This is a genomic window from Massilia sp. 01N410 (genome assembly GCF_056399665.1).
The window spans coordinates 82815-107110 of sequence record NZ_JBFTRV010000017.1 but is presented as its reverse complement, the minus strand read 5'-3'; the positions used below and the strand labels follow the sequence as shown (position 1 = coordinate 107110).

The 24296-nt window shown below is 66.0% G+C and carries 18 protein-coding genes; 3 read left to right on the top strand and 15 right to left on the bottom strand.

Annotated elements, in window-relative coordinates:
- The first annotated feature begins 80 nt into the window (after window positions 1-80).
- Together AC1DOP_RS20780 and AC1DOP_RS20775 are read left to right on the top strand one after the other, a co-directional pair.
- Window positions 81-725, top strand: coding sequence for a response regulator (locus AC1DOP_RS20780; protein ID WP_442123535.1), 645 nt, complete (start codon window positions 81-83; stop codon window positions 723-725).
- A gap of 364 nt (window positions 726-1089) precedes the next feature.
- Window positions 1090-1884 (top strand): Crp/Fnr family transcriptional regulator, encoded by a 795-nt coding sequence (locus AC1DOP_RS20775; RefSeq protein ID WP_442123542.1) that lies wholly within the window; start codon window positions 1090-1092, stop codon window positions 1882-1884.
- Window positions 1885-1956: 72 nt separating this feature from the next.
- Here AC1DOP_RS20775 and AC1DOP_RS20770 read toward each other — a convergent pair whose 3' ends face one another.
- The 7 genes from AC1DOP_RS20770 to AC1DOP_RS20740 form a co-directional block, all read right to left on the bottom strand.
- Window positions 1957-3075, bottom strand: coding sequence for a glycine zipper 2TM domain-containing protein (locus AC1DOP_RS20770; protein ID WP_442123534.1), 1119 nt, complete (start codon window positions 3073-3075; stop codon window positions 1957-1959).
- Window positions 3076-3142: 67 nt separating this feature from the next.
- Window positions 3143-3811 (bottom strand): ligase-associated DNA damage response endonuclease PdeM, encoded by a 669-nt coding sequence (gene pdeM, locus AC1DOP_RS20765; protein ID WP_442123533.1) that lies wholly within the window; start codon window positions 3809-3811, stop codon window positions 3143-3145.
- A complete protein-coding gene (locus AC1DOP_RS20760) occupies window positions 3808-6303 on the bottom strand; it encodes a ligase-associated DNA damage response DEXH box helicase (protein ID WP_442123532.1) in 2496 nt (831 codons plus the stop codon). The genes pdeM and AC1DOP_RS20760 overlap by 4 nt, the downstream gene beginning before the upstream one ends.
- A complete protein-coding gene (locus tag AC1DOP_RS20755) occupies window positions 6300-7931 on the bottom strand; it encodes an ATP-dependent DNA ligase (protein WP_442123531.1) in 1632 nt (543 codons plus the stop codon). The genes AC1DOP_RS20760 and AC1DOP_RS20755 overlap by 4 nt, the downstream gene beginning before the upstream one ends.
- Entirely contained in the window at window positions 7924-8991 is a 1068-nt protein-coding gene (locus tag AC1DOP_RS20750) for a ligase-associated DNA damage response exonuclease (RefSeq protein ID WP_477253069.1), read from the bottom strand. Before AC1DOP_RS20750 ends, AC1DOP_RS20755 begins: the two co-directional genes overlap by 8 nt.
- 16 nt (window positions 8992-9007) lie before the next feature.
- Window positions 9008-10723, bottom strand: a complete 1716-nt coding sequence (locus AC1DOP_RS20745) for a RecQ family ATP-dependent DNA helicase (RefSeq protein WP_477253067.1) — start codon at window positions 10721-10723, stop codon at window positions 9008-9010.
- Between the two features lie 444 nt (window positions 10724-11167).
- Window positions 11168-11500 (bottom strand): DUF805 domain-containing protein, encoded by a 333-nt coding sequence (locus AC1DOP_RS20740; RefSeq protein WP_442123528.1) that lies wholly within the window; start codon window positions 11498-11500, stop codon window positions 11168-11170.
- A 118-nt stretch (window positions 11501-11618) separates the two neighbouring features.
- Between AC1DOP_RS20740 and AC1DOP_RS20735 the strand changes: the two genes are divergently transcribed.
- Window positions 11619-11759: a hypothetical protein gene (locus tag AC1DOP_RS20735; RefSeq protein ID WP_477253065.1), complete on the top strand. Its 141-nt coding sequence runs from the start codon at window positions 11619-11621 to the stop codon at window positions 11757-11759.
- Between the two features lie 33 nt (window positions 11760-11792).
- Here the strand turns inward: AC1DOP_RS20735 and ahpF are convergent, their stop codons facing one another.
- The 8 genes from ahpF to AC1DOP_RS20695 all read right to left on the bottom strand — a co-directional run bounded on the left by ahpF (window position 11793) and on the right by AC1DOP_RS20695 (window position 24264).
- On the bottom strand, window positions 11793-13376 hold the full coding sequence (gene ahpF / locus AC1DOP_RS20730) for an alkyl hydroperoxide reductase subunit F (RefSeq protein ID WP_477253063.1): 1584 nt from the start codon (window positions 13374-13376) through the stop codon (window positions 11793-11795).
- 278 nt (window positions 13377-13654) lie between these two features.
- The gene (ahpC, locus tag AC1DOP_RS20725) at window positions 13655-14218 is read right to left on the bottom strand and encodes an alkyl hydroperoxide reductase subunit C (protein ID WP_442123525.1); all 564 of its coding nucleotides are present in this window, start codon (window positions 14216-14218) and stop codon (window positions 13655-13657) included.
- A gap of 143 nt (window positions 14219-14361) precedes the next feature.
- Window positions 14362-15576: a hybrid sensor histidine kinase/response regulator gene (locus tag AC1DOP_RS20720; RefSeq protein WP_442123524.1), complete on the bottom strand. Its 1215-nt coding sequence runs from the start codon at window positions 15574-15576 to the stop codon at window positions 14362-14364.
- Window positions 15573-16181 carry a chemotaxis protein CheB gene (locus tag AC1DOP_RS20715; RefSeq protein WP_442123523.1) on the bottom strand — a complete coding sequence of 203 codons (609 nt, stop codon included), beginning with the start codon at window positions 16179-16181 and terminating at the stop codon, window positions 15573-15575. The genes AC1DOP_RS20720 and AC1DOP_RS20715 overlap by 4 nt, the downstream gene beginning before the upstream one ends.
- Window positions 16181-17020, bottom strand: a complete 840-nt coding sequence (locus tag AC1DOP_RS20710) for a CheR family methyltransferase (protein ID WP_442123522.1) — start codon at window positions 17018-17020, stop codon at window positions 16181-16183. Before AC1DOP_RS20710 ends, AC1DOP_RS20715 begins: the two co-directional genes overlap by 1 nt.
- Window positions 16993-20460 (bottom strand): response regulator, encoded by a 3468-nt coding sequence (locus AC1DOP_RS20705; RefSeq protein WP_477253059.1) that lies wholly within the window; start codon window positions 20458-20460, stop codon window positions 16993-16995. The genes AC1DOP_RS20710 and AC1DOP_RS20705 overlap by 28 nt, the downstream gene beginning before the upstream one ends.
- 123 nt (window positions 20461-20583) lie before the next feature.
- Window positions 20584-23118, bottom strand: a complete 2535-nt coding sequence (locus tag AC1DOP_RS20700; protein ID WP_477253057.1) for an excinuclease ABC subunit UvrA — start codon at window positions 23116-23118, stop codon at window positions 20584-20586.
- 78 nt (window positions 23119-23196) lie between these two features.
- The gene (locus AC1DOP_RS20695; RefSeq protein WP_477253055.1) at window positions 23197-24264 is read right to left on the bottom strand and encodes an SDR family oxidoreductase; all 1068 of its coding nucleotides are present in this window, start codon (window positions 24262-24264) and stop codon (window positions 23197-23199) included.
- Between the last annotated feature and the right edge of the window lie 32 nt (window positions 24265-24296).

Genomic DNA, 24296 nt, shown 5'->3' with positions numbered 1-24296 from the left:
TTCCAAAAATAATACTGTTTGTTATCTTGCAATGTGGTAGCGTGGCAACCGCATCCGTATTGCACTCACAGGAAAGCCCCATGATCCGCATAGTCATCGCTGACGACCATACCATCATGCGCGAAGGCCTCAAGCGCATCCTCGACGGCGCGCTCGATATCGAGATCGTCGGCGAGGCCATCAACGGTTTCGAAGTCCTGTCGCTGGTGCGCCAGGGCGGCTTCGACCTGTTGCTGCTGGACCTGTCGATGCCGGGACGCAGCGGCGTCGACCTGATCCGCCAGGTGCGCAGCGAGGCGCCCAAGCTGGCCATCCTGATCCTCACCATGCACGAGGAAGAACAGTATGCGGTGCGCGCGATCCGCGCCGGCGCCCAGGGCTACCTGACCAAGGAAAGCGCCGGCACCCAGCTGGTCGGCGCGATCCGCAAGGTCGCTTCGGGCCGCCCTTATATCAGTACCGAAGTGGCCGAGCAGCTGGCGCTGAACATCATGGCGCCGAACGAGCAGCTGCTGCACAAGCAGCTCTCGGACCGCGAATTCGAGGTGTTTTCCCTGCTCGTCGGCGGCAAGTCGATCACCGAGATCGCCAACAACCTGCACCTGTCCGTGAAGACGGTCAGCACCCACAAGACCCGGATCATGCAGAAGATGGGCATGACCTCGCTGTCCGAGATGGTGCAGTACGCGGTCGCGCACCGCCTGCTGGCGCCCATGAGGGCCTGAGCGCCGACTGAACCACTTTTTGACCCACTGGCCACGCCATTGGTGCCCGTCACCGTCCGCGTGGCGCGCATGAGACGTGCTCTTCCTCATGCCCTTTTTACCCCTCCTCCACTCGGAACCGCAGTCAGGCAGTAAGAAATTTCCTACAGACTGACTCCCCTTCCTACCTACACATTCAGCCGTTGCTGATATGAATGCCGAACTCGTGTTGGCATACTGACTTCCAGCGTTTCGACTTGCTTGCGGTCCATTCTCCGCATTGAGCCGCCTGAAACAGTGTTTCATAAACCTGGAGATGAGTATGCAGTCCCAGCCAATGTCAGAACAACGCAACCCCTCCCCATCGACCCTGCACTCATCACAGATGGAGGCCGGGCGCCAACGCCAGGGTCGCCTGTGGTCCAACCTGAAAGAGGTCTGCGACCTGCTCCATATCCCGGCCGCCGTATCGATGAATTCAGAAGAACTCCTGTTCCAGCACGTACAGTTCAAGACTGGCCAGCGTGTCCACACGATCGGCCAGGCCTTCGACACCCTCTACATCGTCAATTCCGGCTTCCTGAAAACAGTGCTGATCGACGAATTCGGCAACGAACAAGTGCTGAGCTTCCCCATGAAGGGCGACATGCTCGGCGTCGACGGCATCCACACGCGCCATTACGCGTCGGAAGCGGTCGCCCTGTCGGACTGCGACCTGATCCTCGTCCCGTTCAAGAAACTCACGGCCCTGGGGAGAGTACATGCCGAGCTCGAGAACCTGATGTACGGGGTGATGAGCCGCGAACTGGTGCGCGAACAGGCCATGATCGGCATGCTCGGCGCGCTGTCGGCGGAAGCGCGGGTGGCCCGCTTCCTGATCTCGCTGGCCGAACGCTTTGCCGCGATGGGCTATTCGAGCAAACTGTTCAACCTGCGCATGACGCGCCACGAGATCGGCAGCTATCTCGGCCTCACCCTCGAAACCGTCAGCCGTACGCTGTCGGCCTTCAACGAGATCGGCCTGATCACCGTGGACCAGCGCACCATCGGCATCAAGGATCCGGAAGCGCTCAAGACCCTGCGCCGCCTGCCGCCCTCGCGCTCGCGCGCCAAGCAGAATGCCAAGCACAAGGCGGACGCCGAATCCTCGGGCGACGGCCAGGTGCTGGCCGCGGTCTGAAGCCCTGGCAATCCCGCCGAAAAAAAGCCGGCTCACGCGGAGCCGGCTTTGTCGTTTCCGGCGTGAGTGCGATCAATCCCGCGTCAGCACGCCATCCGTCACACGCACCTGCTCGCCGGCGCGGAAGCCCGGGTCGTTATCGTAGCGGATAGACTGGGTCGCGCCGTTTTCGTAGCGCACCACCACCTCGTAGCGCGGGGCGCGGGCATTGCGCTCGACCGCCCGTCCGGCGATCGCACCGCCGACCGCGCCGGCCACCGTCGCCGCCGTGCGTCCGCTGCCGCTGCCGACCTGGTTGCCCAGCAGGCCACCGACCGCGGCGCCGCCCAGGGTGCCGGCCGCGCCGGCTTCGCCCTGGATCACGTTCACCGATTCCACCGTCGCGCAATTGGTGCAGTAGCGCGCCACGCGCTGGCTGTCGCCGGAGCGGCGATCCTCGCGGCGGTCGTCCATGCGGTCGTCGCGGATGCGGCCGCCGGCCAGCAGCGGCTGGCCCAGGGTCGCGGTCGAGTAGCGGCCGTTGGCGCGGATGGTCGCGGTCACGGATGCGTCTGGCGCGATATTGTCGCCGCGGCGGATCGTGTACAGGCCGGCGTACTCGCCCGGACGCACTTCTGGCAGGGTGAAGATGCCCTTGGTGCCGGCGATCTGGACCTCGACCTTGGCGCCCGGGGTGCCGACCACGGTGAACTTCAGCTCGTTGCCGGGCCCGAGGTCGTCGCTGCCGCGCACGTCGAAGGTGCGGACCACAGGGGCCGCCGCCATCTCGCGGTCGCCGGGAGACACACGGTCCGGCACGCGCACGATGGTCGCGGCCAGCGCCTGGGTCCTGACCATGCCGTTCACGCGCAGGTTGGCGGTGATCGAGCTGTCCGGACGGATGCGGTCGTGCACGCCGATCGTGTAGGTGCCCTGGTAGGTGCCGGGGCGGGTTTCGGTCAGGTTCAGGTTGCGGGTGGCGCCGTCGATGCGCACGGTGGCGCTGCCGCCCGGCGTGCCGTAGACCTCGAAGTTCAGCTCGGCGCCAGGCTCGATGCGGCGCAGCTCGTTGACGTTGAAGCCTTCGATGCGCGGCTCCATCGCGCGGGCCCGCGGATGGTCCTGGGCCTGCACGGGAACCGGTACCGCGGCCGTGAAAAGAGGGAGCGCGGCAACCACTGCCGCGGCCAGTGTCTGTCGGGTTGTTGCCATGATGTCCTCCAGCGCGCAAATTATCAATATGGCCAGCTTACGCCGCACGCGACAGTGGCTCGGTGCGCTAACGAACGCTGTGCACGGCCTCGCCTGAGCTGACCCAGACACGCTCATCCGGCGCCGGACGCATCGCATGCCCGCCGGTAAATGCCCCAAAGGAAGGAAGAATCATGCGGCGCGGCCCGGCGATAAAACAGGGCAGGCGCAGGGCATCGAAACGCGTCGTCAGCACATACACCGGATGCACGTGGCCGGCCAGCACATAGCCGGGCGCATCGATGTCGGGATGGTGGCAGAAGGAGAACGGCCCGACGGTATAAGGTTCGTCGACGAGGTCGATGCCGAGCTGGGTGGCTGGATCGCCGGCATGCCTGTCGTGGTTGCCCCGCACCAGGGTCAGCACCAGTTCGCAACGGCGGCGGCGCCAGGCCAGCATCGCCGCCTGCGTACTGGCCGCGTGGGCCGCGCGCGCATGCAGGAAGTCGCCGAGGAAGAGCACGTGCCGGGCGCCGGTCAGTTCGACCAGCTCGTCGAGGGCATGCAGGTTCTCGCTGGTGGTCCCGCGCGGCACCGGGATGCCCAGGGAGCGGAATGCCGCAGCCTTGCCGAAGTGGATGTCGGCGATGATCAGCATGCGCTCGCGCGGCCAGAACGCGGCCTTCTGGGCCAGCAGGACCAGCTGCTCGCCTTTCAACTCGAGCGCCAGCGCGCCCGCTATCGGCGTCGCATTCATGCCGCGGCCGCCTTTTCCAGTTCGCGCACCATGCGCGCCACGCGATCGGACAGCTTCTCGGTCGAGACCTTTTCGCGAAAGCGCTCCACCATCAGCGGGAAGCCGAATGGCGTGGCGCGTTTGACTTCATGGAAAGCGATGCGGCGCGCGTGCAGTTCGAGCAGTGTGTCGCGCAGGCGGGTCAGCTCGAGTTCCTGCTCGAGCACCTCGCGCTCGGCCTGGGTCAGCAGCAGGTTGGCGCTGTCGTGCTTGCGGAAGACTTCGAAGAACAGCGAGGACGAGGCCTGCACCTGGCGCATCGATTTATGCTGACCCGGATAACCCTGGAACACCAGGCCGGCGATGCGCGCCACTTCGCGGAAGCGCTGCTGCGACAGCTGGGTCGCGTTCAGGGATTCCAGCACGTCTTCCAGCAGGCGGCCGGTATCGAACAGGCCGACACCCGCGCCGGTCTCCGCCGCAAACATGCCGGCCCAGTCGACCGGCTCCGGCGACAGCAATTCGAAACCGTAGTCGTTGACGGCCACCGAGAAGGTCGACGGCCTCATGCGCCCGACGCGGAAGGCCAGCAGCGAGGCCAGCCCCGTGTGCACGGAGCGCCCGGCAAAGGCGTACACGAACAAGTGGAATCCTTCCCTGCTTTTCATGCTCTCGACCACCAGCACGTCGCTGCTGGGCAGGGCCGACCAGCGTTGCTGGATTTCCAGCAGCGGCCGCAGCGCCCGCATCTCCGGGCCTTCGTAAGTGCCCCCGGCGGCCAGGCGCAGCTCTTCCAGCGCGGCGTGTGCCAGCTCGGAACTGAGCGGCATCTTGGTGCCGTTCCAGCGGCTGATGGCACCTTTCGTGCTCGTGCTGCGCTTCACGTAGGCCGTCATCTCGTGCACCCGCACCAGTTCCAGGATGCGGCCGCTGAACAGGAAGTGGTCACCCGGCTTCAGGCGTCCGATGAAGGATTCCTCGACGCTGCCGATCCGTCCGCCGCTCATGTACTTCACCTGCATCTGCGCATCCGAGACGATGGTGCCGATGCTCATCCGGTGGCGGCGGCCGATGGTGGCGTCGGGCACCCGGTAGACGCCCTCCTCGTCCGGCAGCACGCGCCGATACTCGGGATACACCGACAGGCTCGCACCGCCATGCGCGACGAAGTCCAGCGCCCACTGCCACTCTTCCTTCGTGAGCTTGCGGTAGGACCACGCGCTCGTCACTTCCTCGTACAGCTCGTCGGAGCGGAAACCGCCGCCCAGCGCCACCGTCACCAGGTGCTGCACCAGCACGTCGAAGGGCTTGTTGGGCACCAGCCTGGCCTCGATGCGGCGGGTGGCGACGGCGCGCTTTGCACCGGCCGCTTCCAGCAGCTCCAGGCTGTTGGTCGGCACCAGGGTGACGCGCGAGATCCGCCCCGGCGCGTGGCCGCTGCGCCCGGCCCGCTGCAGCAGCCGTGCGATGCCCTTGGCGCTGCCGATCTGCAGCACGCGTTCGACCGGCAGGAAGTCCACACCCAGGTCCAGGCTGGCGGTGCAGACCACGGCCTTCAGCTCGCCGCGTTTAAGGCCGCCCTCGACCCATTCCCTGACCTCGCGGTCGAGCGAACCGTGGTGCAGCGCCACCAGGCCGGCCCAGTCGGGACGGGCCTCGATCAGGTTCTGGTACCACACCTCGGACTGCGAGCGGGTGTTGGTGAAGACCAGCGTGGCCTCGTGCTTCTCGATCTCGTCAATCACTGGCTGCAGCATTTGCAGGCCCAGGTGGCCGCCCCAGGGAAAGCGCGAGACGTTTTCCGGGATCAGGCAGTCGACCACGATCTGTTTTTTCAGGTCGCCCTCCACGAGCACCCCCGCCGCCTCGTCCGCATCGGTCCCCAGCAGCACATGGCGCGCCTCCTGCAGGTTGCCCATGGTCGCCGACAGGCCCCACACGACCAGTTCCGGATTCCATCGCCGCAGCCGCGCCAGCGCCAGCTGCACCTGCACCCCGCGCTTGCTGCCCATCAGTTCGTGCCACTCGTCGATGATGATCATGTCGAGGTGCTTGAACTGCTCGCGCGCGGCCGCGTGCGAGAGCAGCAGCGACAGCGATTCCGGCGTCGTGATCAGGGCGCCGGGCAGGCTCTTCGATTGACGCGCGCGCTCGGCGGAGCCGGTGTCGCCGGTGCGCGCGCCCAGGGTCCAGGCGCCGATCGCTTCCGGGCTGGCCGCGCCCAGCTCGGCGGCGGAGATTTCCAGCGAGCGCTGGGTATCGGCCGCCAGCGCGCGCATCGGCGTGATCCACAATACGCGCAGGCCAGTGCGGTCGCGGCGCGAGCGCTTCGCCCCGCGCAACATGGCGGCGAACCACACGGCATAGGTCTTGCCGGCGCCCGTGTTCGCGTGCAGCAGGCCGGACTGGCCGGCCAGCGCGGCCTTCCATACCGCGCGCTGGAAGGGGAAAACCTTCCAGCCGCGCGCCGCGAACCAGGCATCGACGGCCTGCTCTGCCTGCGACTTGCTCATGGCGACGCTGCTTGCAGCAGCCCCTTGAGCGTATCGAGGGTATCCGCCTCTTCGACCGCCTTGTCGTCCCGCCGGCGCAGGATGCGCGGGAAGCGCACCGCGATGCCCGCCTTGTGGCGCGGCGACAGCGCGATGCCTTCGAAGCCCAGCTCGAACACCATGGTCGGCTTGACGGAACGCACCGGCCCGAACTTCTCGACCGTGGTGCGGCGGATGGTGGCGTCGACCTGGCGGATCTCGGCATCGGTCAGCCCGGAATAGGCTTTCGCGAAGGGCACCAGCCGGCGCTGCTCGCCCTCCCCGTCCCACACGGCGAAGGTGTAGTCGGTATAGAGGGATGCACGGCGGCCGCTGCCCGGCTGGGCGTAGATCAGCACGGCGTCGACGGCATAGGGATCGATCTTCCACTTCCACCACGTACCGACGTCCTTGGTGCGGCCCACGCCGTACCGGGCATTCCTCGCCTTCAGCATCATGCCTTCGACGCCGCGGGCGCGCGACTCTTCGCGCAGGCCGGCCAGGTCGTCCCAGGTATCGGCCGTCACCAGCGGCGAGATGCGCAGCTGCGGTTTGGCGACGCCGGTCACCAGGGTCTCCAGCAATGCGCGCCGCTCGTGCTGGGGCAGGCTGCGCAGGTCGACACCGTCCAGTTCCAGCAGATCGTAGGCCAGCAGCACCGCCGGCAGCTCCGCCAGCAACTTGCTGCTCAAGGTCTTGCGCCCGATGCGCTTCTGCAGGTCGGCAAACGGCGCCGGCGCGTCGCCACCGGTCCAGATCAGCACCTCGCCGTCGACCACTGTCCCATCCGGCAGGCCCAATGCGGCCAGCTCCGGGAAGCGTTCGGTAATCAGGTCCTCGCCGCGCGACCACAGGTAGTTCTGGCCGCCGCGCCGCACCAGCTGGGCGCGGATGCCGTCGTACTTCCACTCGACCTGCCAATCGGCCATGTCGCCCAGTTCGCTCGGCTCGCCCTGCAACTGGTGCGCCAGGAAGAAGGGATAGGGCTGGCCGCCGCGCAGCTTGTGCTCGTCCTCGGACTGGGCCGCGATCAGCTGCAGGAAACCGGTCGCGGTCGGGCGCACGCGGCCGTCGGTCCAGCCCATCAGGCGCTGGGCGATCAGCTTGGCGTCGACGGCGGCGATGGCGGCCAGGGCGCGCGTCACCAGCAGCTTCGATACGCCGACCCGGAAACCGCCACCGATCAATTTGACGAACAGGAAGCGCTCCCGCCAGGTCAGCTCGTCCCAGTATTCGAACAGCTTCTCGCGGATGAAGCCGGGGTCGGCGCCGCGCAGCGGGCCGATGCGCTCTTCCATCCACACGGCCAGGCCGACGTCGCTATGGCGCTTCGGCGCCGGCAGGATGTGGGCAATGGTCTCGGCCGTGTCGCCGACCGCCGCATGGCATTCCTCGAACAGCCACTCGTCCAGGCCGGCGTAGGCGATGGCCGCCTCGCGCAGCACCTTGGTCGGCACCGCCTGGCGCGGCTTGCCGCCGGCCAGGAAGTAGACGGCCCAGGCGGCGTTCTCGGGCGCGGCGTGCTCGAAGTAGTCCTGCAGGGCCTCGAGCTTGCGGTTGGTGGCGGTGGTCTCGTCGAGGTCGGCGTAGAGGCGGGCGAATTCACGCATCCTTGGTCTCCTTCTCGCCCTCCTCCGGCGCTGCCGAGCCGCTGGCTTCGTCGTTCGATGACGCGACGTCGGTCGCCTCATCGTCACCGAACTCCGTATCGAAGGCCTTCGCATCCAGCCCGATCTGGCACAGCCAGCGCACCATCACCGGAATCGAGCCATGGGTGACCACCACCTGCTGCGCGCCGGTGGCTTCGATGGCGCTCAACAGACCAGGCCAGTCGGCATGGTCGGACAGCACGAAGCCGCGGTCGACGCCGCGCCGCCGGCGCGCCCCGCGCAGCAGCATCCAGCCGCTGGCAAAGGCATCGGAATAGTCGCCGAAGCGGCGGGTCCAGGTCGAGCCGGCGGCCGATGGCGGCGCCAGCACCAGGGCGCGCTTCATCTCCTCCTTGCCGGTCTCGCTGACCAGCTGGGTATCCGGCAAGGCAATGCCGCCCTCGCGGTAGACGCGGTTCAGCGGCTCGACCGCGCCATGGCAGACGATGGGCCCGATCGAGGTATCCAGGCCGGACAGCACGCGCTGGGCCTTGCCGAAGGCATAGGCGTACAGCACGCTGGTGCGGCCTTCCTCCGCGTTGCGGCGCCACCAGCGGTTGATCTCGTCGAAGACTTCCTGCTGCGGGTCCCAGCGGTAGATCGGCAGGCCGAAGGTGGATTCGGTGATGAAGGTATGGCAGCGCACGGCTTCGAACGACACGCAGGTTTTATCTGGTTCGACCTTGTAGTCGCCGGACGCGACCCAGACCTCGCCTTCGTGTTCCATGCGCACCTGGGCGGACCCCAGCACGTGGCCGGCTGGGTGCAGCGAGACCGTCACACCCTTGTGCACGATGCGTTCGCCGTAGGCCAGGCCGTCGATATCGATGTCGGCGCCCAGGCGCGACTTCAGGATGTTTACGCTCTGGCCGGATGCCAGGTAGTGCTTGTGCCCCCAGCGCGCATGGTCGCCGTGTGCATGGGTGATGACGGCGCGGTCCACCGGCCGCCAGGGGTCGATGTAGAAATCGCCTGGTACGCAGTACAGGCCCTCCTTCCTTACGACGACCATGTCCGTCATGTGATCCTTTCTCGGGCTAGTGTATGTGTTCGACGAAATCCTTCACGAAAGACCGCTGTTCGCCGTCCGGGAATTCGATCGTCACCTGCTCTCCAACCGCGGCCAGCACCACACCCTCCCCGTACTTCGGCACCTTCACGCGGAGGCCTGCTTCGAAGATGGACGAGGGATCGGGCTCCGGTTCCGGCTCGCGGTCGAATTCGTCGTCGCGGATTTCGATCTCTTCCGTGAGCACGGCCGCCGGCGGGTTCAGGCAGTTGTCGCAGCGGCAGCACTTCTCGAAGCCTTCTACCTCGTCGCCGAAGTAATCCAGCAGCAGCTTCCAGCGGCAGAAGCCGCTGACGGCATAGCCGACCATCTGCTCCAGCGCCTCCTTGTCGCGCTCCTGCTTCTGGCGGTAGACCTCGGCCATGGCGGCGAACAGGCTGTCCTTCGGCGCATGGGCGGTCACGTTGTAGGCCAGCTTGCGCGACTGGCGCAGCAGTTTCGCATCCTTCAGCAGCTTGAGGCAGACCTTCAGGTGCGGCCCGGCCAGCTCGCCGGCGACGTCGTCGACGCGCTCCGGGGTCGCGGTCTCGTTGTCCGCCAGTTCGCGCACGGCTTCGTAGACGGCGCGGATCTCGTCGGCCGTCGGGTAGTGCTTCACCAGGAAGAACTGCTGCACCCGCTTGTCGTCCTGCAGGAACAGCAGCGTGCATTCGGCATCCTTGCCGTCCCGCCCGGCGCGTCCGGATTCCTGGTAATAGGCTTCCAGGTTGGCGGGAATCTGCAGGTGGATGACGAAGCGCGTGTCCGGCTTGTCGATGCCCATGCCGAAGGCGTTGGTAGCCACCATCACGCGCCGTTCGTCGTCCATGAACAGGTCCTGGTTGGACTTGCGCTCGGCGGACGGTAATTTGCCGTGGTAGATGGTGGCGGACTCGCCCTGCTCCTGCAGCAAGTGGTACATCTCTTCGGCCATCTTCACGGTGGCGGCATAGACGATGCCCTTGCCTTCGGTCTCGCGGACCAGGCGCAAGGCGGCCGAGAGCTTCTCGTCCGGATTCGTCACCTGCAGCACGCGGTAGTGCAGGTTCGGGCGGTAGATGCCGGTATTGATGACCTTCATGCGCGGGCGGCCGAGCTGGCGGCCGATATCCTCGACCACGTCCTCGGTGGCGGTGGCGGTCAGGGCCAGCACCGGCGGCTGGTCCAGGGCGTCGATCGCGCCGGCCATATCGAGGTAAGCCGGACGGAAGTCGTGACCCCATTGCGAGATGCAGTGGGCTTCGTCGATCACCACCAGGGCGATCTTCACGTGCTTCAGCACCTCGACGAACTCCGTCATCACCAGGCGTTCGGGCGTGCAGAACACGATCTCGCAGCGGTTCTCGCGGATCGCGGCCAGCGCCACGCGCTCCTCTTCCGCGGACAGGCTGCTGTTGACCTGCACCGCGCGGATGCCCATCTCGTCCAACTTTTCGAGCTGGTCCTTCATCAGGGAGATAAGCGGGGAGACGACGATGGTCATCCCTTCGAGGATGCGGGCGGGGATCTGGTAGCACAGCGATTTTCCGCTGCCGGTAGGCATGATCGCCAGCGTGTCCTTGCCGTCGAGGACGCTGTCGATCACGCGTTGCTGGCCGTCGCGCAGCTGTTCGATACCGAAGACGGTATTCAGGAGCCGGCGGATGGTGTTGCGGCGCACCGCAAGCAGGCCTTTGTGCAGGAGTTTGGGTTCGTGTCGGGTCATGATGACCCAACTTTAAAATGGGCCGAACTGGGCCGGTATAGGACGCAACCTACAGTTACCGTAGGAGGCGCACCAGAGCTTTCGACACGAGCTCAGACAGAGCGACAAGGTGTTTTCCTACAACTCGGCGGATTGCCCGCCGATAGTTGCTAGACAGCAGCCGACCTATGATGGAGGCATATTCTCCCCAAACCGGCATACCCTGGAGGTTCATCATGATCCGCATCTTCCCCGCCACCTGGACCGCGCTCCACGTCGGACTGATCAGCATCGCCACCTGGCTGGTGGTGGAAACCGATGCCCTGAACGGCATGGCCCCCATGTTCTTCCACTGAGCGATGCTGCAGACCCCGCAGTCTTGCCGCATCTGCAGTTCCCAGGCGACGCTACCCTGAGTCCTCACGGGTCGGCGCGCTTTCCCACGTCCCTGCTCCTTCAACCTGTTCAGGCATACGCCTTCGCCGAATCGTAACGATTCGGACGCGACTCCTGCACCCAGAACACGATCAGCACGATCCAGCCAATCAGCGGCACGATGGCCAGCAGCTGCCACCAGCCACTGCGGTCGGTGTCATGCAGGCGCCTGGCGCCGACCGCGAGTGAAGGCAGCAAGGTCAGGAGATTGAATGCCATTTGCAGCTTCTCGCTGAACACCCCGCATACGCAGGAACCCAGGAACAGGAACAGCGCGAACCACCAGTATTCGGAGCGTGCCGCCGTTCCTTCGAAGGTGGCGTATTTGCTGAAGCAGGTCTGGATCGATTCGAGAAAGGTCATGGCATCTCCGGTTGGCGGCTAGGGCAGCCACCATGGCCGCCGGCGCTGTCTATCCTACATGGAATTTCCGCCCAGAAATCTCGCGAACTCTCACGACACGTCCAATGTCAAAGGCTGTGTGCGCGTTGAATGGATCGCGAGCATCGCGCACCCCGGCGCGTGCATCGCTCTGATCGACATGGACGCCACCGAACTGGCGCGCCGCCTGCGGGCCCTGCCGGAAGCCACGCACGCGACCCCGGACCGCGTGCGTGCCTGATACCGCTGCCGATACTGCCTTGCGCGGCGCTGCTTACGCGGCTTCGACTGCCACCGGCATGCGGATCAGGTAGTCGAAAGCCGACAGTGCGCACTTGGCGCCGTCGCCGGCCGCGATCACGATCTGCTTGAACGGTGTGGTGGTGGCGTCGCCGCCCGCAAACACACCCGGGATATTGGTGCGGCCGTGGGCGTCGACCACGATCTCGCCGAAGCGCGACAGCTCCACGCTGCCCTTCAGCCATTCGGTATTCGGCACCAGGCCGATCTGCACGAACACGCCTTCCAGCTCCACGTGCTTGTCTTCGCCCGACACGCGGTCCTTGAAGCTGATGCCGCCCACCTTCTTGCCGTCCCCTAGGATCTCCGTGGTCTGGGCATTCACGTGGACGTTCACGTTCGGCAGGCTGTTCAGCTTGTTGACCAGCACCGCGTCCGCTTTCAACTGGTTCGCGAACTCGATCAGGGTAACGTGCTGGACGATGCCGGCCAGGTCGATCGCCGCTTCCACACCCGAGTTGCCGCCGCCGATCACGGCCACGCGCTTGCCTTTGTACAGCGGGCCGTCGCAGTGCGGGCAATAGTTCACGCCGGCGTTCTTGTACTCCTGCTCGCCCGGCACGTTGACGTTCCTCCAGCGCGCACCGGTCGACAGGATCACGGTGCTCGACTTCAGCGAACCGCCGTTGGCGAAGCGGACTTCGACCAATTCACCAGGGGCCGACGGCGGGATCAGCTGCGCGGCTTCCTGCTGGGTCATGATGTCGACGCCGTAATGGCGGACCTGGGCTTCCAGCGCGCTTGAAAACTTCGGACCGTCGGTTTCCAGCACCGAGATGTAGTTCTCGATCGACATCGTGTCGTTCACCTGGCCGCCCATGCGGCCGGTGGCGATGCCGGTGCGGATGCCTTTGCGGGCCGCGTACACGGCTGCTGCCGAGCCGGCCGGGCCGCCGCCGACGATCAGCACGTCGTACGGTTCCTTGGCGTTCAGCTTGGCGGCGTCGCGTTCGCCGGCGCCCTTGTCCAGCTTGGCCACGATCTCTTCGATCATCATGCGGCCGGAACCGAACATCTCGCCGTTCAGGAACACCATCGGCACCGCCATCACCTGGCGCGCCTCGATTTCCTTCTGGAAGGCGCCGCCCTCGATGACGGTGGTCTTGATGCGCGGGTTCAGGATCGCCATCAGGGACAGGGCCTGCACCACGTCCGGGCAGTTATGGCAGCTCAGCGACATGTAGACGTCGAATTCGTAGTCGCCGTCGAGCGCCTTGATGGTGTCGATGACGTCCTGCTCGACCTTCGGCGGATGGCCGCCGGTCCACAGCAGGGCCAGCACCAGCGAGGTGAACTCGTGGCCCAGCGGCAGGCCGGCGAAGCGCAGGCTCGTGTCACTGCCGGTGCGCTGCAGGCTGAAGGACGGCTTGCGGGCGTCGTTGCCATCGAGGCGCAGGGTGATCTTGTCGGCGCGCAGGCCCTGGATGGTCTGCAGCAGGTCGAGCATCTGCTTCGAGGTCTCGCTGTCGTCGAGCGAAGCGACCAGTTCGAAGGGTTGCTGCACGCGTTGCAGGTAGGCGCCGAGCTGGGTTTTCAGGTCATTGTCGAGAACGCTCATGGTCATTTCCTTTTCTTCAGTCGTGTTCAGGCCGATGGCGGACACATATGAATTCACATGCGGGCGCATCCGGTAATCTAAATAGTGAATCTGGACCGGCAGATCGACTAGTTGGATCGCCTGTCAGTACTGCGTGGCAGGTCCATCGTCATGGACTGCCTCTGAGGAGGGGTCGGCGCCGGCCGCCCCTCGCGGACGGCGCCTGGTACTGCTTGTACTTCTTGTCCCGCAGGGTGGGCGCGGCCGGCGTAGGCACGCCGTGCCCACGCACATTCGGCTTAGATCTTGCCGACCAAGTCCAGCGACGGCTTCAGGGTTTCGGCGCCTTCGGTCCACTTGGCCGGGCAGACTTCGCCCGGGTGCGCGGCGACGTACTGGGCAGCCTTGACCTTGCGCATCAGTTCCGATGCGTCGCGGCCGATGCCGTTGTCGTGCACTTCCATGACCTTGATCTGGCCTTCCGGATTGATGACGAAGGTGCCGCGCAGGGCCATGCCTTCTTCTTCGATCATGACTTCGAAGTTACGCGACAGGGTGCCGGTCGGGTCGCCGATCAGCGGGTAGTTCACTTTCTTGATGGCTTCCGAGGTGTCGTGCCATGCCTTGTGGGCAAAGTGGCTGTCGGTCGACACGCCGTAGACTTTGACGCCCATCTTCGCGAATTCCGGCTGGAAAGCAGCCAGGTCTTCCAGTTCGGTCGGGCAGACGAAGGTGAAGTCAGCCGGGTAGAACATCAGGACCGACCAGGTGCCCTTGAAATCGGCTTCGGTCAGGTCGACGAACTTGCCGTCGTGGAAAGCGGTTGCCTTGAACGGTTTGATTTCGGTGTTGATGATGGACATGAAAACTCCTCTTTCGGGGTTAAAAAAAACGTTAGGTACGCACTATACCGCGCACGCCGGTGAATGTGAAATTAATTGAACGGATTTCATCAATTGATTTTAGCTATCACGGTGCGTGGGCACGGGGTGCCGCGTCGAGCGATTCAGGCGGAAGCCACCACCGGCATCGCCGCCTCGGTACAAGGCAACAGCAGACTGAAGGTCGCCCCCTGCCCCGGCGTACTCTGCACGGTCAGTTCGCCGCCATGCGACGCAGCCAGCTGGCGCGAGATGTAGAGGCCCAGGCCGAGACCCTTCGGCTCGCCGCTCCTGGCGCCGCGCTCGTAGGGTTCGAAGATACGGTCGAGGTAGTCGGGGGCGATGCCCTTGCCGTGGTCGCGCACGTCGATGCGCACATTGCAGCCGACTTCCTGAACGTCGACCTCGACCGTGCCGCCGCCGCCGTAACGCAGGGCATTGGTCAGCAGGTTGACGATCACCTGTTCGATGCGGAACTCGTCCCACCAGCCTTCCACGGGTGCGTGCACGGACAGTTGCAGGGTCGTGTTCGCCGCGGTCGCCTGCAGGGACAGGTCGTTGACGACCCGCTCCAGCAAGCCCATCAGTTCGACCTTGCCCGGCCTGATCGACAGCGTGCCGCTCTTCATGCGCGAGACGTCCAGCATGTCGTCGATCAGGCGGATCATGGCCTTGATCTGGCGTTCGTCGCGCTTGATCATGTTCGCCATCTGCTCGGGGTCGAAGGCCGGCATATTGCCGCGCTTGAGCTGCAGGCTGCGCATCTGGGTTTCCAGGAACAGGGTGTTGAGCGGGGTCCGCAGCTCGTGGGCCACCAGCGACATGAAGTCGTCGCGCATGCGCAGCGAGCGCTGCAGCTCTTCCTGGGTCTTGTTCAGCTCGCGCAGCAGGGTTTCCTGTTCGCCCCGGCTGCGTTCCAGCGCCTCCATCTGGCGGCGCATCTCGCGGCGCTGCTGGTCGAGCGTGACGAAGACGTTGACCTTGCTGCGCACCGCGTCCGGGTCGAGCGGCTTGTAGAGGAAGTCGACGGCGCCCTGCTCGTAGCCCTTGAAGGCATAGTTCAGCTCGCGTCCGGCGGCCGAGACGAACACGATCGGGATGTTGCGGGTGCGTTCGGTGCCGCGCATCAGCTCGGCCAGCTCGAAGCCGTCCATGCCCGGCATCTGCACGTCGAGGATGGCGAGCGCGAATTCGTGCTCGAGCATCAAGGTCAGCGCTTCCTCGCCGGAGCTTGCCTGGAACACCTGGCGCTTGTCGTCGCGGATCAGGGCGTCCAGGGCACGCAGGTTTTCCGGCAGATCGTCGACGATCAGCAATTTGCTTGGGTCTTGTGCGCTCATGGCAATTCAGTCTCCAACATGGGCAGCAACGCCCCGATGCGCGCCAGGGGCAGGATCAGGTGCGGGGAAAAACGGTCGATGGCGCTTTGCGGCATCGTGGCCACCTGAGCGTCATCGGGGTCTTGCACGACGGTCAGGCCGCCGCTGGCATGGATGGCGGCCATGCCGGCGGCGCCGTCCTGGTTGGCGCCGGTGAGCAGGATGCCCACCAGGCCGGGGCCGTAGGCGTCGGCGCTCGATTCCATCAGCACATCGATGGCCGGGCGAGCAAAATGCACGGGCGGCTCGCAGCTCAGCGAGAAAGTGAAATCCCGCTCCACCGACAGATGGTAGCCCGCACCGGCAAAGTAGACGGTGCCGGGCTCGATCGCCTGCTTGTCGGCGGCTTCCCTGACCGGCAGCGGCAAGCGTTCGCCGAACAGCTCGGGCAGCCGGCTCTCCCGGTCGGCCGGCAGGTGCAGGATGCACACCACCGGCAGGCGGTAGCCGGCCGGCAGCGTGGGCAGCAGCGTGCCGAGCGCCTCGACCCCGCCGGCCGAGGCGCCGATCACCACCGCTTCGATGCGGCGGCCGGCGAGCGCGGCGTGCAGGTCGGCGGTGTCCATCACGGCCCCACCTTGCGGAATACCCGCTCGCGCCTGGCCAGCGGTTCGAAGCGCTGGGCGTAGCTGGAGAAGTCGATGCTCTCCTTGCTGCCCAGGCCGAGGAAACCGCGGTGCACCAGCGATTCGTGGAACAGGCCCAGCACCCGGTTCTGCAGGCGGCGGTTAAAGTAGATCATCACGTTGCGGCAGCTGATGAAATGGGTCTCGGCGAACACGCTGTCGGTGGCGAGGCTGTGGTCGGCAAAGGTGACGTTCTCCACCAGCGAACGCTCGAACAGCGCGCCGCCATAGGCCGCCGTGTAATAGTCCGAGAAGGCACGGGTGCCGCCCGCCTTCTGGTAATTCTCGGTGTACAGGCGCATGCGCTCAAGCGGCATCACGCCGCGCCGCGCCGCTTCCAGCGATTCCGGATTGATGTCGGTCGCGTAGATCAGGCTGCGCTCCAGCAGTCCCTCTTCCTTCAGCAGGATGGCCAGCGAATACACCTCTTCGCCGGTACTGCAGCCGGCCACCCAGATCTTCAGCGAGGGATAGGTCTCCAGGTGCGGCACGACCTGCTGGCGCAGCGCCAGGAAGTACTCGGGATCGCGGAACATTTCCGTGACCGGAATGGTCAGGAATTGCAGCAGCTGGGCAAAGGCGGCCGGCTCGTGCATCACCCTGGCCTGCAGCGCGGACACGGTGTCGCAGTCCATGGCGCGCATGGCGGCCTGCACGCGGCGCTTCTGCGAAGCGCCGGTATAGTCGCGGAAGTCGTAGTTGTACTTGAGATAGACAGCTTCGACCAGCATCCGCAGTTCGATGTCGATACTCAAATCCGCTCCAGGGTAGGCATCCATACCCGCAGCAGCGAGTACAGCCGGGTCAGGTCGATCGGCTTGGCGAGGTAGTCGTTGGCGCCCGCGGCCAGGCATTGTTCCTGGTCATCCTTCATCGCCTTGGCCGTGATCGCGATGATCGGCAGGCGCGTGAAACGCGCGTCCTGGCGGATCCTGCGCGTCGCTTCCAGACCGTCCATGCCGGGCATCATGACATCCATCAGCACCAGGTCGATCGCGTCCACTTCATTCAGCTTAGCAATGGCTTCGAAGCCATTGCGGCCCACCTCCACATGCGCGCCGCGCTGCTCCAGCGCGCTGGTCAATGCGAATACGTTGCGAACGTCGTCATCCACCAGCAGGATGGTCCGGCCTTCGAACACCCGGTCGCGCCCGCGTACGTTCTTGAGCATGGTCTGGCGTTCGGACGACAGCTGCGACTCCACCTTGTGCAGGAACAGCGTCACCTCGTCGAGCAGGCGTTCCGGCGAACGTGCACCCTTGATGATAATCGAGCGCGAGTATTTCAGCAGCTCCGCCTCCTCCTCGCGGGTCAGGTTGCGTCCGGTGTACACGATGACCGGCGGGAAGGAACACAGCTCTTCCAGCGACATGCGTTGCAGCAACTCGTTGCCCTGCATGTCGGGCAGCTTCAGGTCGATGATCATGCAGTCGAAAATCTGCGTGCGCAACAGGGTCAGCGCTTCCTCGCCCGAGCCGACAGCCGCGATCTCGACGTCGTTATCGGAGATCAGCCGGACCACGCTGTCGCGCTGGCGCTCGTCGTCCTCGACCAGCAGCACCCGCTTGACCTTTTGCGAGGACTTGTCCTTCAGCTTGCGGAACACCTCCTCCAGCTGCTCGCGGGTGGTCGGCTTCAGGGCGTAGCCGATCGCGCCCAGGTGCAGGGCTTCGCCGCCGTTCTCCATGCTCGACACCACGTGCACCGGGATGTGGCGGGTGGCCGGATTGTCCTTCAGTTGCTGCAGCACCGACAGGCCGGAACGGTCCGGCAGGCGCATGTCGAGCAGGATGGCGTCCGGGTTCTCGCCGGCCGCCAGTTCCAGGCCCTCCTGCGCGGTCAGCGCGACCAGGCAGCGGAAGTCCATGTCGTGGGCCAGGCCGTAGAGGATGCGCGCGAATTCCGGCTCATCCTCGATCACCAGCGCGGTGCGGCGGCCCGACGGCGCTTCGGCGCGGTCGTCGTCGAAGCGCGGACCGGCCGGGACGGCGGGTTCGGCTTCGGCCACGGCCGGCACCGGCGCCTGTGCGCGCACCGGCTTGGCCGCATGGACCAGCTGGGGCGCCGGCGGGGTCGCGGCGACGGCGCCGTTGCGCGGCAGGCTCAGGGTGAAGGTGCTGCCCTCGCCCGTCGTGCTGGCGACCGTGAGCGTGCCGCCCAGCAGGCTGGTGAGGTCGCGCGAGATCGACAGGCCCAGGCCGGTGCCGCCGTACTTGCGCGCGGTCGAGCCGTCGGCCTGGTGGAAGGCGTCGAAGATCTTGTCCTGCTGCTCGGGCGCGATGCCGATACCGGAATCCTGCACTTCGAACTGCACCCAGCCCTCGGCATTCGCGCTGACCGTCAGGCTGACGCGGCCGGCATCGGTGAACTTGACCGCGTTCGACAGCAGGTTCTTCAGGATCTGCTCCAGGCGCTGGCGGTCGGTGTGGATGGCCACCGGCACGCCCGGCTCGACGGTGAGCGAGAACTCCAGGTTCTTCTGGTGAGCCAGCGGCTCGAAGGTGCGCGCCAGGCCCTCGATCACGCGGCGCAGCGGCAGCTCTTCCGGCACCAGCTCCAGCTTGCCGGCCTCGACTTTGGAGATGTCGAGGATGTCGTTGATCAGGTTCAGCAGGTCGTTGCCGGCCGAATAGATGGTCTGGGCAAAGCGCACCTGCTCCTCGTTCAGGTTGCCGCCGGCATTGTCCGCCAGCAGCTTTGCCAGGATCAGCGAACTGTTGAGCGGCGTCCTCAGTTCGTGCGACATATTCGCCAGGAACTCGGATTTATAGCGGCTAGCGCGCTCCAGCTCCAGGGCGCGATCGCGCAACTGTTCCTGGACCGTGGTCAGGGCTGCGTTCTTGAGGTCGAGGTTGGCGGCCTGCTCGGCCAGCTGCTCGTTGGTCTGCTCCAGCTCGGCCTGCTGGTTTTCCAGCGCCGTCTGCGATTCCTCGAGGGCGCGCGACTGCTCTTCCAGCTCCTCGTTGGCGGTGCGCAGCTCTTCCTGCTGCACCTGCAGTTCCTCGTTCATGGCCTGCTGCTCTTCCAGCGCCACCTGCAGGCGATGGCGGTAGACGACGGAGGCGACCGAGGCGCCGACGGCCGGGCCGATCAGCTCCATGAACTCGGTATCGCGCTCGCGTACCGCGTGCAGGAAGCCGATCTCGATCACGCCCTTGATCTTGCCGTGGTTCGAGATCGGCGCGATCAGCAGTTCGCGCGGCGCGGTTTCGCCCAGTCCCGAACCCACCTTGATATAGTCGGGCGGCAGTTCGCGCAGGGTCAGGATGCGGTTCTCGTTGGCGGCCTGGGCGGCCAACGATTCCCTGGACCCGATTACCTTGGCATGGCCGTCCTGGTGGGCGAAACCGTAGGTCCCGATGCGGGTCAGGGTGCCGTCGTCGCTGCGCGCGTACATCGCGGCCACTACGCCGCCGAGGTAGGGCGTCACGAAATTCAGCACGGCGGTGGCCAGCGGCTCCAGCTCATGCATGTTTGCGGTCTTGCCGGCGAGTTCGGTCTGGCCGCCACGCAGCCAGTCCTGGTGGCGCAGCTGGGCATTGTGCTCGGCCTCGTGCGACAGGATCTCGCCATAGGAGTTTGACAGGCTCATCAACTCACGGCGGCCGAACAGGGCCAGCAGGCCGGCCACCGACAGGCTGAACAGCAGGAAGGCGCCGACCGACCAGCCGATCACGCTGCGCGAAGAGGTATTTCTCTCCTGCAGCAGACGCTCCTCGTTGGCGATGAATGCGCCGAACTGGGTGCGCACCTCGTCGGTCAGCAGCTTGCCGCGGCCGCTCTTGACCAGCGCGATCACGTCGTCGTTCTTGGTGCGGCGGGCAATCACTTCTTCGGCATACCGCTGCCACTCCTGCTGTGCGGCGCGGATGCGCCGGACCCGATCGAGCTGATTGGGATTGTCCTCCACCATGCCGGCCAGCGAAGTGAGTTCGGCGTCGATCCTCGGCTTGGCCTGCAGATAGGGCGCCATGAAGTCGTCGTCGCCGGACAACAGGTAGCCGCGCATGCCGGATTCCATGTCGGCCGACATGCGGCTGACCTCGTTGGCCTTGCCGATCACGCGCTCGGAATGCTCGACCCAGGTGAGCACATTGATGAGGTAAGCGATGATGCCGACGAAGACCAGTGCGCTCAACACCCCCATGCCCAGCGGCATGGCGACATTGCGCGACAGGATGCGGCGGAACTGGCTGCTATCGATACTCGATCCGGTCATGCTTATATGTGTACTCTTAGGAAAAAAATATCCTAAGTGTAACGCAATTGCAAAATCCCGCGTGTTCTGTTGACTGGCTCTTCTTGCATTGCCGAGCAGAAATTAGCAGAAGATCCCGGGCTTTTATCGTAAATATTCAGCCAGATACGGTGCAGTTCTGCTGCGCCTGCTGGCCGCGATCCGCGCCGGCGGACCGGATGCCACCACCGTGCCGCCGGCCTCGCCCGCGCCCGGACCGATGTCGATCACCCAGTCGCAGGCGGCTGCCACCCGCATGGTGTGCTCGACCATGATGACGGTATTGCCGGCGTCGACCAGGCGGTTCAGCTGCGCCACCAGGCGGTCGGTGTCGAGCGGGTGCAGGCCGGTGGTCGGCTCGTCCAGCACGTACAGGGCGCCGCCGCGGGTGGCGCGCTGCAGTTCCGTCGCCAGCTTGATCCGCTGGGCTTCGCCGCCGGACAGCTCGGTGGCGCTCTGCCCCAGGCGCAGGTAGCCGAGCCCGACTTCGCGCAGCACCTGCAGCGGCCGCGCCACCGCTTCCTGGTCTTTGAAGAAGGCGTGGGCCTCGTCCACCGTCATGTGCAGCAAGTCGGCGATGTTCTTTTCCTTGTAAGTGATCTTCAGGGTGTCGGCGTTGTAGCGCGCGCCCTTGCAGGTCGGGCATGGCGCGTACACGCTGGGCAGGAACAGCAGCTCGACCATCACGAAGCCCTCGCCCGCGCAATGTTCGCAGCGGCCCTTGGCGACGTTGAAGGAAAAGCGGCCGGCATCGTAGCGGCGCTTTTTTGCCGCCGGCGTCGCCGCGAACAGCTTGCGCACCTGGTCGAACAGGCCGGTATAGGTGGCCAGGTTCGAGCGCGGCGTGCGGCCGATCGGCTTCTGGTCGACCCGCACCAAGCGTTTTATCCCCTCCATGCCGGCGGCGATGCGGCCTTCCGTTGCGATCCGCGGCTCCTGTTCCAGGCCGGGCTCCTGCTCCGCCTCCTCGTCCGGCGCGCCCTGGCCCAGCGCCGCGGTCACCAGGTCGACCAGCACCTGGCTCACCAGGCTCGACTTGCCGGAGCCGGAGACGCCGGTCACGCAGCTCATCACGCCCAGCGGGAACTCGACCTTCAGGTCGTGCAGGTTGTTGCGGGTGACGCCTTCCAGCTTCAGCCAGCCGCTTGGCTCGCGCAAAGTGGGCGGCTCGGGCCGCACGTCGTCGAACAGGTAGCGCCGCGTATGCGAGCCATCGACTTTCTTGAGCCCATCGGGCGGCCCGCTATACAGAATCTGGCCGCCGCCCTCGCCCGCCTGCGGGCCGACGTCGACGATCCAGTCGGCGCGCCGGATCACGTCCAGCGCGTGCTCGACCACGAACAGCGAATTCCCGGCCGCCTTCAGCTGGGCCAGCGCCGCCAGCAAGGCCTCGGTATCGGCCGGATGCAGGCCGGCCGAGGGCTCGTCCAGCACATACACCACACCGAACAGGCTGGAACGAACCTGGGTCGCGAGCCGCAGGCGCTGCAGCTCGCCGGGAGACAGGGTCGGCGTGCTGCGCTCCAGCGCCAGGTAGCCGAGCCCCAGGTCGAGCAGCACGCCGAGCCGCGCGCACAGGTCGGCGGCGATGCGCCTGGTGACGATCAGCTGTTCCGGGTGTCTGGCGGCGGCGGTATCGGGCGGCACCTCGCCCCTGGCGAAGGGCTTCATCAGCTGCGCCAGCCGCTCCAGGGGCAGGCGCGACATTTCCGTGATGTCGAGGCCGGCGAAGGTGACGGACAGGGCTTCCCGGCGCAGGCGGCGGCCCCGGCACAGCGGACACTCGGTACTGACCATGTAGCGCGCGACGCGCTTCTTCATCGCCGCGCTTTCGGTGTTGGCGAAGGTCTGCAGCACGTAGCGGCGCGCGCCGCTGAAGGTGCCCTGGTAGCTGGGCGTTTCCTTGCGCTTCAGGGCCCGCTTCGTCTCGTCCGGCGTCAGGCCGGCATACACCGGGACGGTCGGGGTCTCGTCGGTGAACAGGATCCAGTCGCGGTCCTTCTTCGGCAGTTCGCGCCAGGGCGTGTCGACGTCGTAGCCCATGGTGACGAGGATGTCGCGCAGGTTCTGGCCATGCCAGGCCGGCGGCCACGCGGCCACCGCCCGCTCGCGGATGGTGAGGCTATCGTCGGGCACCATCGACTGCTCGGTGGCTTCGTAGACGCGGCCCAGGCCCGAGCACTGCGGGCAGGCGCCTTCGGCGGTATTGGGCGAGAAGGATTCGGCGTACAGCAGCGGCTGGCCGGGCGGATAGTCGCCGGCGCGCGAGTACAGCATGCGCAGGGAATTCGACAAGGTGCTGACGCTGCCGACCGAGGAGCGCGCGGTGGGCGTGCCGCGCTGCTGCTGCAGGGCCACGGCCGGCGGCAAGCCGTCGATCTCGTCGACTTCCGGCACCGGCATCTGGTGGAACAGCCGGCGCGCATAGGGCGACACCGATTCCAGGTAGCGCCGCTGCGCCTCCGCGTACAGCGTGCCGAAGGCCAGCGAGGACTTGCCGGAACCGGAGACGCCGGTGAACACGACCAGCGCATCGCGCGGCAGGTCCACGTTGACGTTCTTGAGATTGTGCTCTCGCGCGCCGCGCACGCGCACGAAACCGTGGTTGGCTCGGGCCAATGGGTTGTCGGATGCCTTCATGCGCCTATTGAAGCCTACTCCGGCCTCGCTGGCGGTGCGCTGCCGCACGCAGTACTCCCTGCCGTCCCCGTTCAGGAATCAGGGAATCAGGCGCTCCGCCCGCAAGGCCGTGAACAGGTCGAAGAAGGAATCCTCGGTCGACTGCCAGTTCGAGAAGCCCAGCCGGCGGCTGTTGGCCATGTCGGTCATCACCTCGAGCGGGCGGCCGAGGTCGAGGTCGGTGTGCCAGGGCGAGGCCAGGCGCTTCAGATCGGCTTCCTGCAGGCCGTGGCGGCGCGCCATGTCGGCCCACCGTTCGGCATCGTTCGCCATGATGTCTTCCAGCGGCTGCACCGTGCCGCTGAAGCCGGCCGCCGGCACGCCGAACCAGGCCGCCAGGCGGCGCCACAGCCAGCTCCAGCGGAAGTAGTCGCCGTTGGTGATGTTGAAGGCTTCGTCGCGTGCGCAATCGCAGTCGGCGGCCCAGCGCAGCTGCTTCGCCAGCATGCGGGCATCGGTGACGTCGGACAGGCCGTTCCACTGCGCCGCCGAACCGGGAAACTGGAAGGGGCGGCCGGTCTCCTTGCAGATCGAGGCGTACACGGCCAGGGTCGTGCCCATGTTCATGGCGTTGCCGACCGCCATGCCGATGACGGTATGCGGGCGGTGAACGGTCCAGGTGAAACGGTCGCGCGCCGCCGCGGCGTAGACCTCGTCTTCCTGGGCGTAGTAGAAATTCTCGATGGGCAGCCGCGGCTGCGACTCGCGCAGCGGGGTATCCGGCAGGGTGCCGGAGCTCGCATAGGCTTCGAAGGGGCCGAGATAGTGTTTCAGCCCGGTCACCAGGGCCACGTGGCGCAGCGACTTCTTCGGCGACAGCGCGTCGAGAAGGTTGCGCACCATGAGGGCATTGACGCGGATGTTCTCGGCCTCGCTGTCCTGGCGCATCCAGGTCGTGATGAAGACGTGGGTCGGGGCGACGTCCGCCAGGGCCGCCTGCAGGCCGACCTCGTCGAGCAGGTCGGCGACCACCGGAATCAGGCCCGGCAGGTCGCGCGGCGGACGGCGCGCCAGTCCGTACACGGTCCAGCCATGTGCCAGCAGTTCGCGTGCCGTGTAGCGGCCGCCGATGCCGCTGGCGCCGACGACCAGTGCGCTTCGTTGCATAGTGATCCCTTCCATGTTTGCCGATGCCTCAT

Bases quoted from the DNA above. Each gene is read 5' to 3' on its own strand.
- AC1DOP_RS20700 (WP_477253057.1), bottom strand. From the start codon at position 23,118: ATGAAGGCATCCGACAACCCATTGGCCCGAGCCAACCACGGTTTCGTG.
- AC1DOP_RS20745 (WP_477253067.1), bottom strand. From the start codon at position 10,723: ATGACCCGACACGAACCCAAACTCCTGCACAAAGGCCTGCTTGCGGTG.
- AC1DOP_RS20780 (WP_442123535.1), top strand. From the start codon at position 81: ATGATCCGCATAGTCATCGCTGACGACCATACCATCATGCGCGAAGGC.
- AC1DOP_RS20720 (WP_442123524.1), bottom strand. From the start codon at position 15,576: ATGAGCGCACAAGACCCAAGCAAATTGCTGATCGTCGACGATCTGCCG.
- pdeM (WP_442123533.1), bottom strand. From the start codon at position 3,811: ATGAATGCGACGCCGATAGCGGGCGCGCTGGCGCTCGAGTTGAAAGGC.
- AC1DOP_RS20755 (WP_442123531.1), bottom strand. From the start codon at position 7,931: ATGCGTGAATTCGCCCGCCTCTACGCCGACCTCGACGAGACCACCGCC.
- AC1DOP_RS20770 (WP_442123534.1), bottom strand. From the start codon at position 3,075: ATGGCAACAACCCGACAGACACTGGCCGCGGCAGTGGTTGCCGCGCTC.
- AC1DOP_RS20695 (WP_477253055.1), bottom strand. From the start codon at position 24,264: ATGCAACGAAGCGCACTGGTCGTCGGCGCCAGCGGCATCGGCGGCCGC.
- AC1DOP_RS20710 (WP_442123522.1), bottom strand. From the start codon at position 17,020: ATGGATGCCTACCCTGGAGCGGATTTGAGTATCGACATCGAACTGCGG.
- AC1DOP_RS20705 (WP_477253059.1), bottom strand. From the start codon at position 20,460: ATGACCGGATCGAGTATCGATAGCAGCCAGTTCCGCCGCATCCTGTCG.
- AC1DOP_RS20775 (WP_442123542.1), top strand. From the start codon at position 1,090: ATGGAGGCCGGGCGCCAACGCCAGGGTCGCCTGTGGTCCAACCTGAAA.
- AC1DOP_RS20750 (WP_477253069.1), bottom strand. From the start codon at position 8,991: ATGACGGACATGGTCGTCGTAAGGAAGGAGGGCCTGTACTGCGTACCA.
- AC1DOP_RS20715 (WP_442123523.1), bottom strand. From the start codon at position 16,181: ATGGACACCGCCGACCTGCACGCCGCGCTCGCCGGCCGCCGCATCGAA.
- AC1DOP_RS20760 (WP_442123532.1), bottom strand. From the start codon at position 6,303: ATGAGCAAGTCGCAGGCAGAGCAGGCCGTCGATGCCTGGTTCGCGGCG.
- AC1DOP_RS20740 (WP_442123528.1), bottom strand. From the start codon at position 11,500: ATGACCTTTCTCGAATCGATCCAGACCTGCTTCAGCAAATACGCCACC.
- ahpC (WP_442123525.1), bottom strand. From the start codon at position 14,218: ATGTCCATCATCAACACCGAAATCAAACCGTTCAAGGCAACCGCTTTC.
- ahpF (WP_477253063.1), bottom strand. From the start codon at position 13,376: ATGAGCGTTCTCGACAATGACCTGAAAACCCAGCTCGGCGCCTACCTG.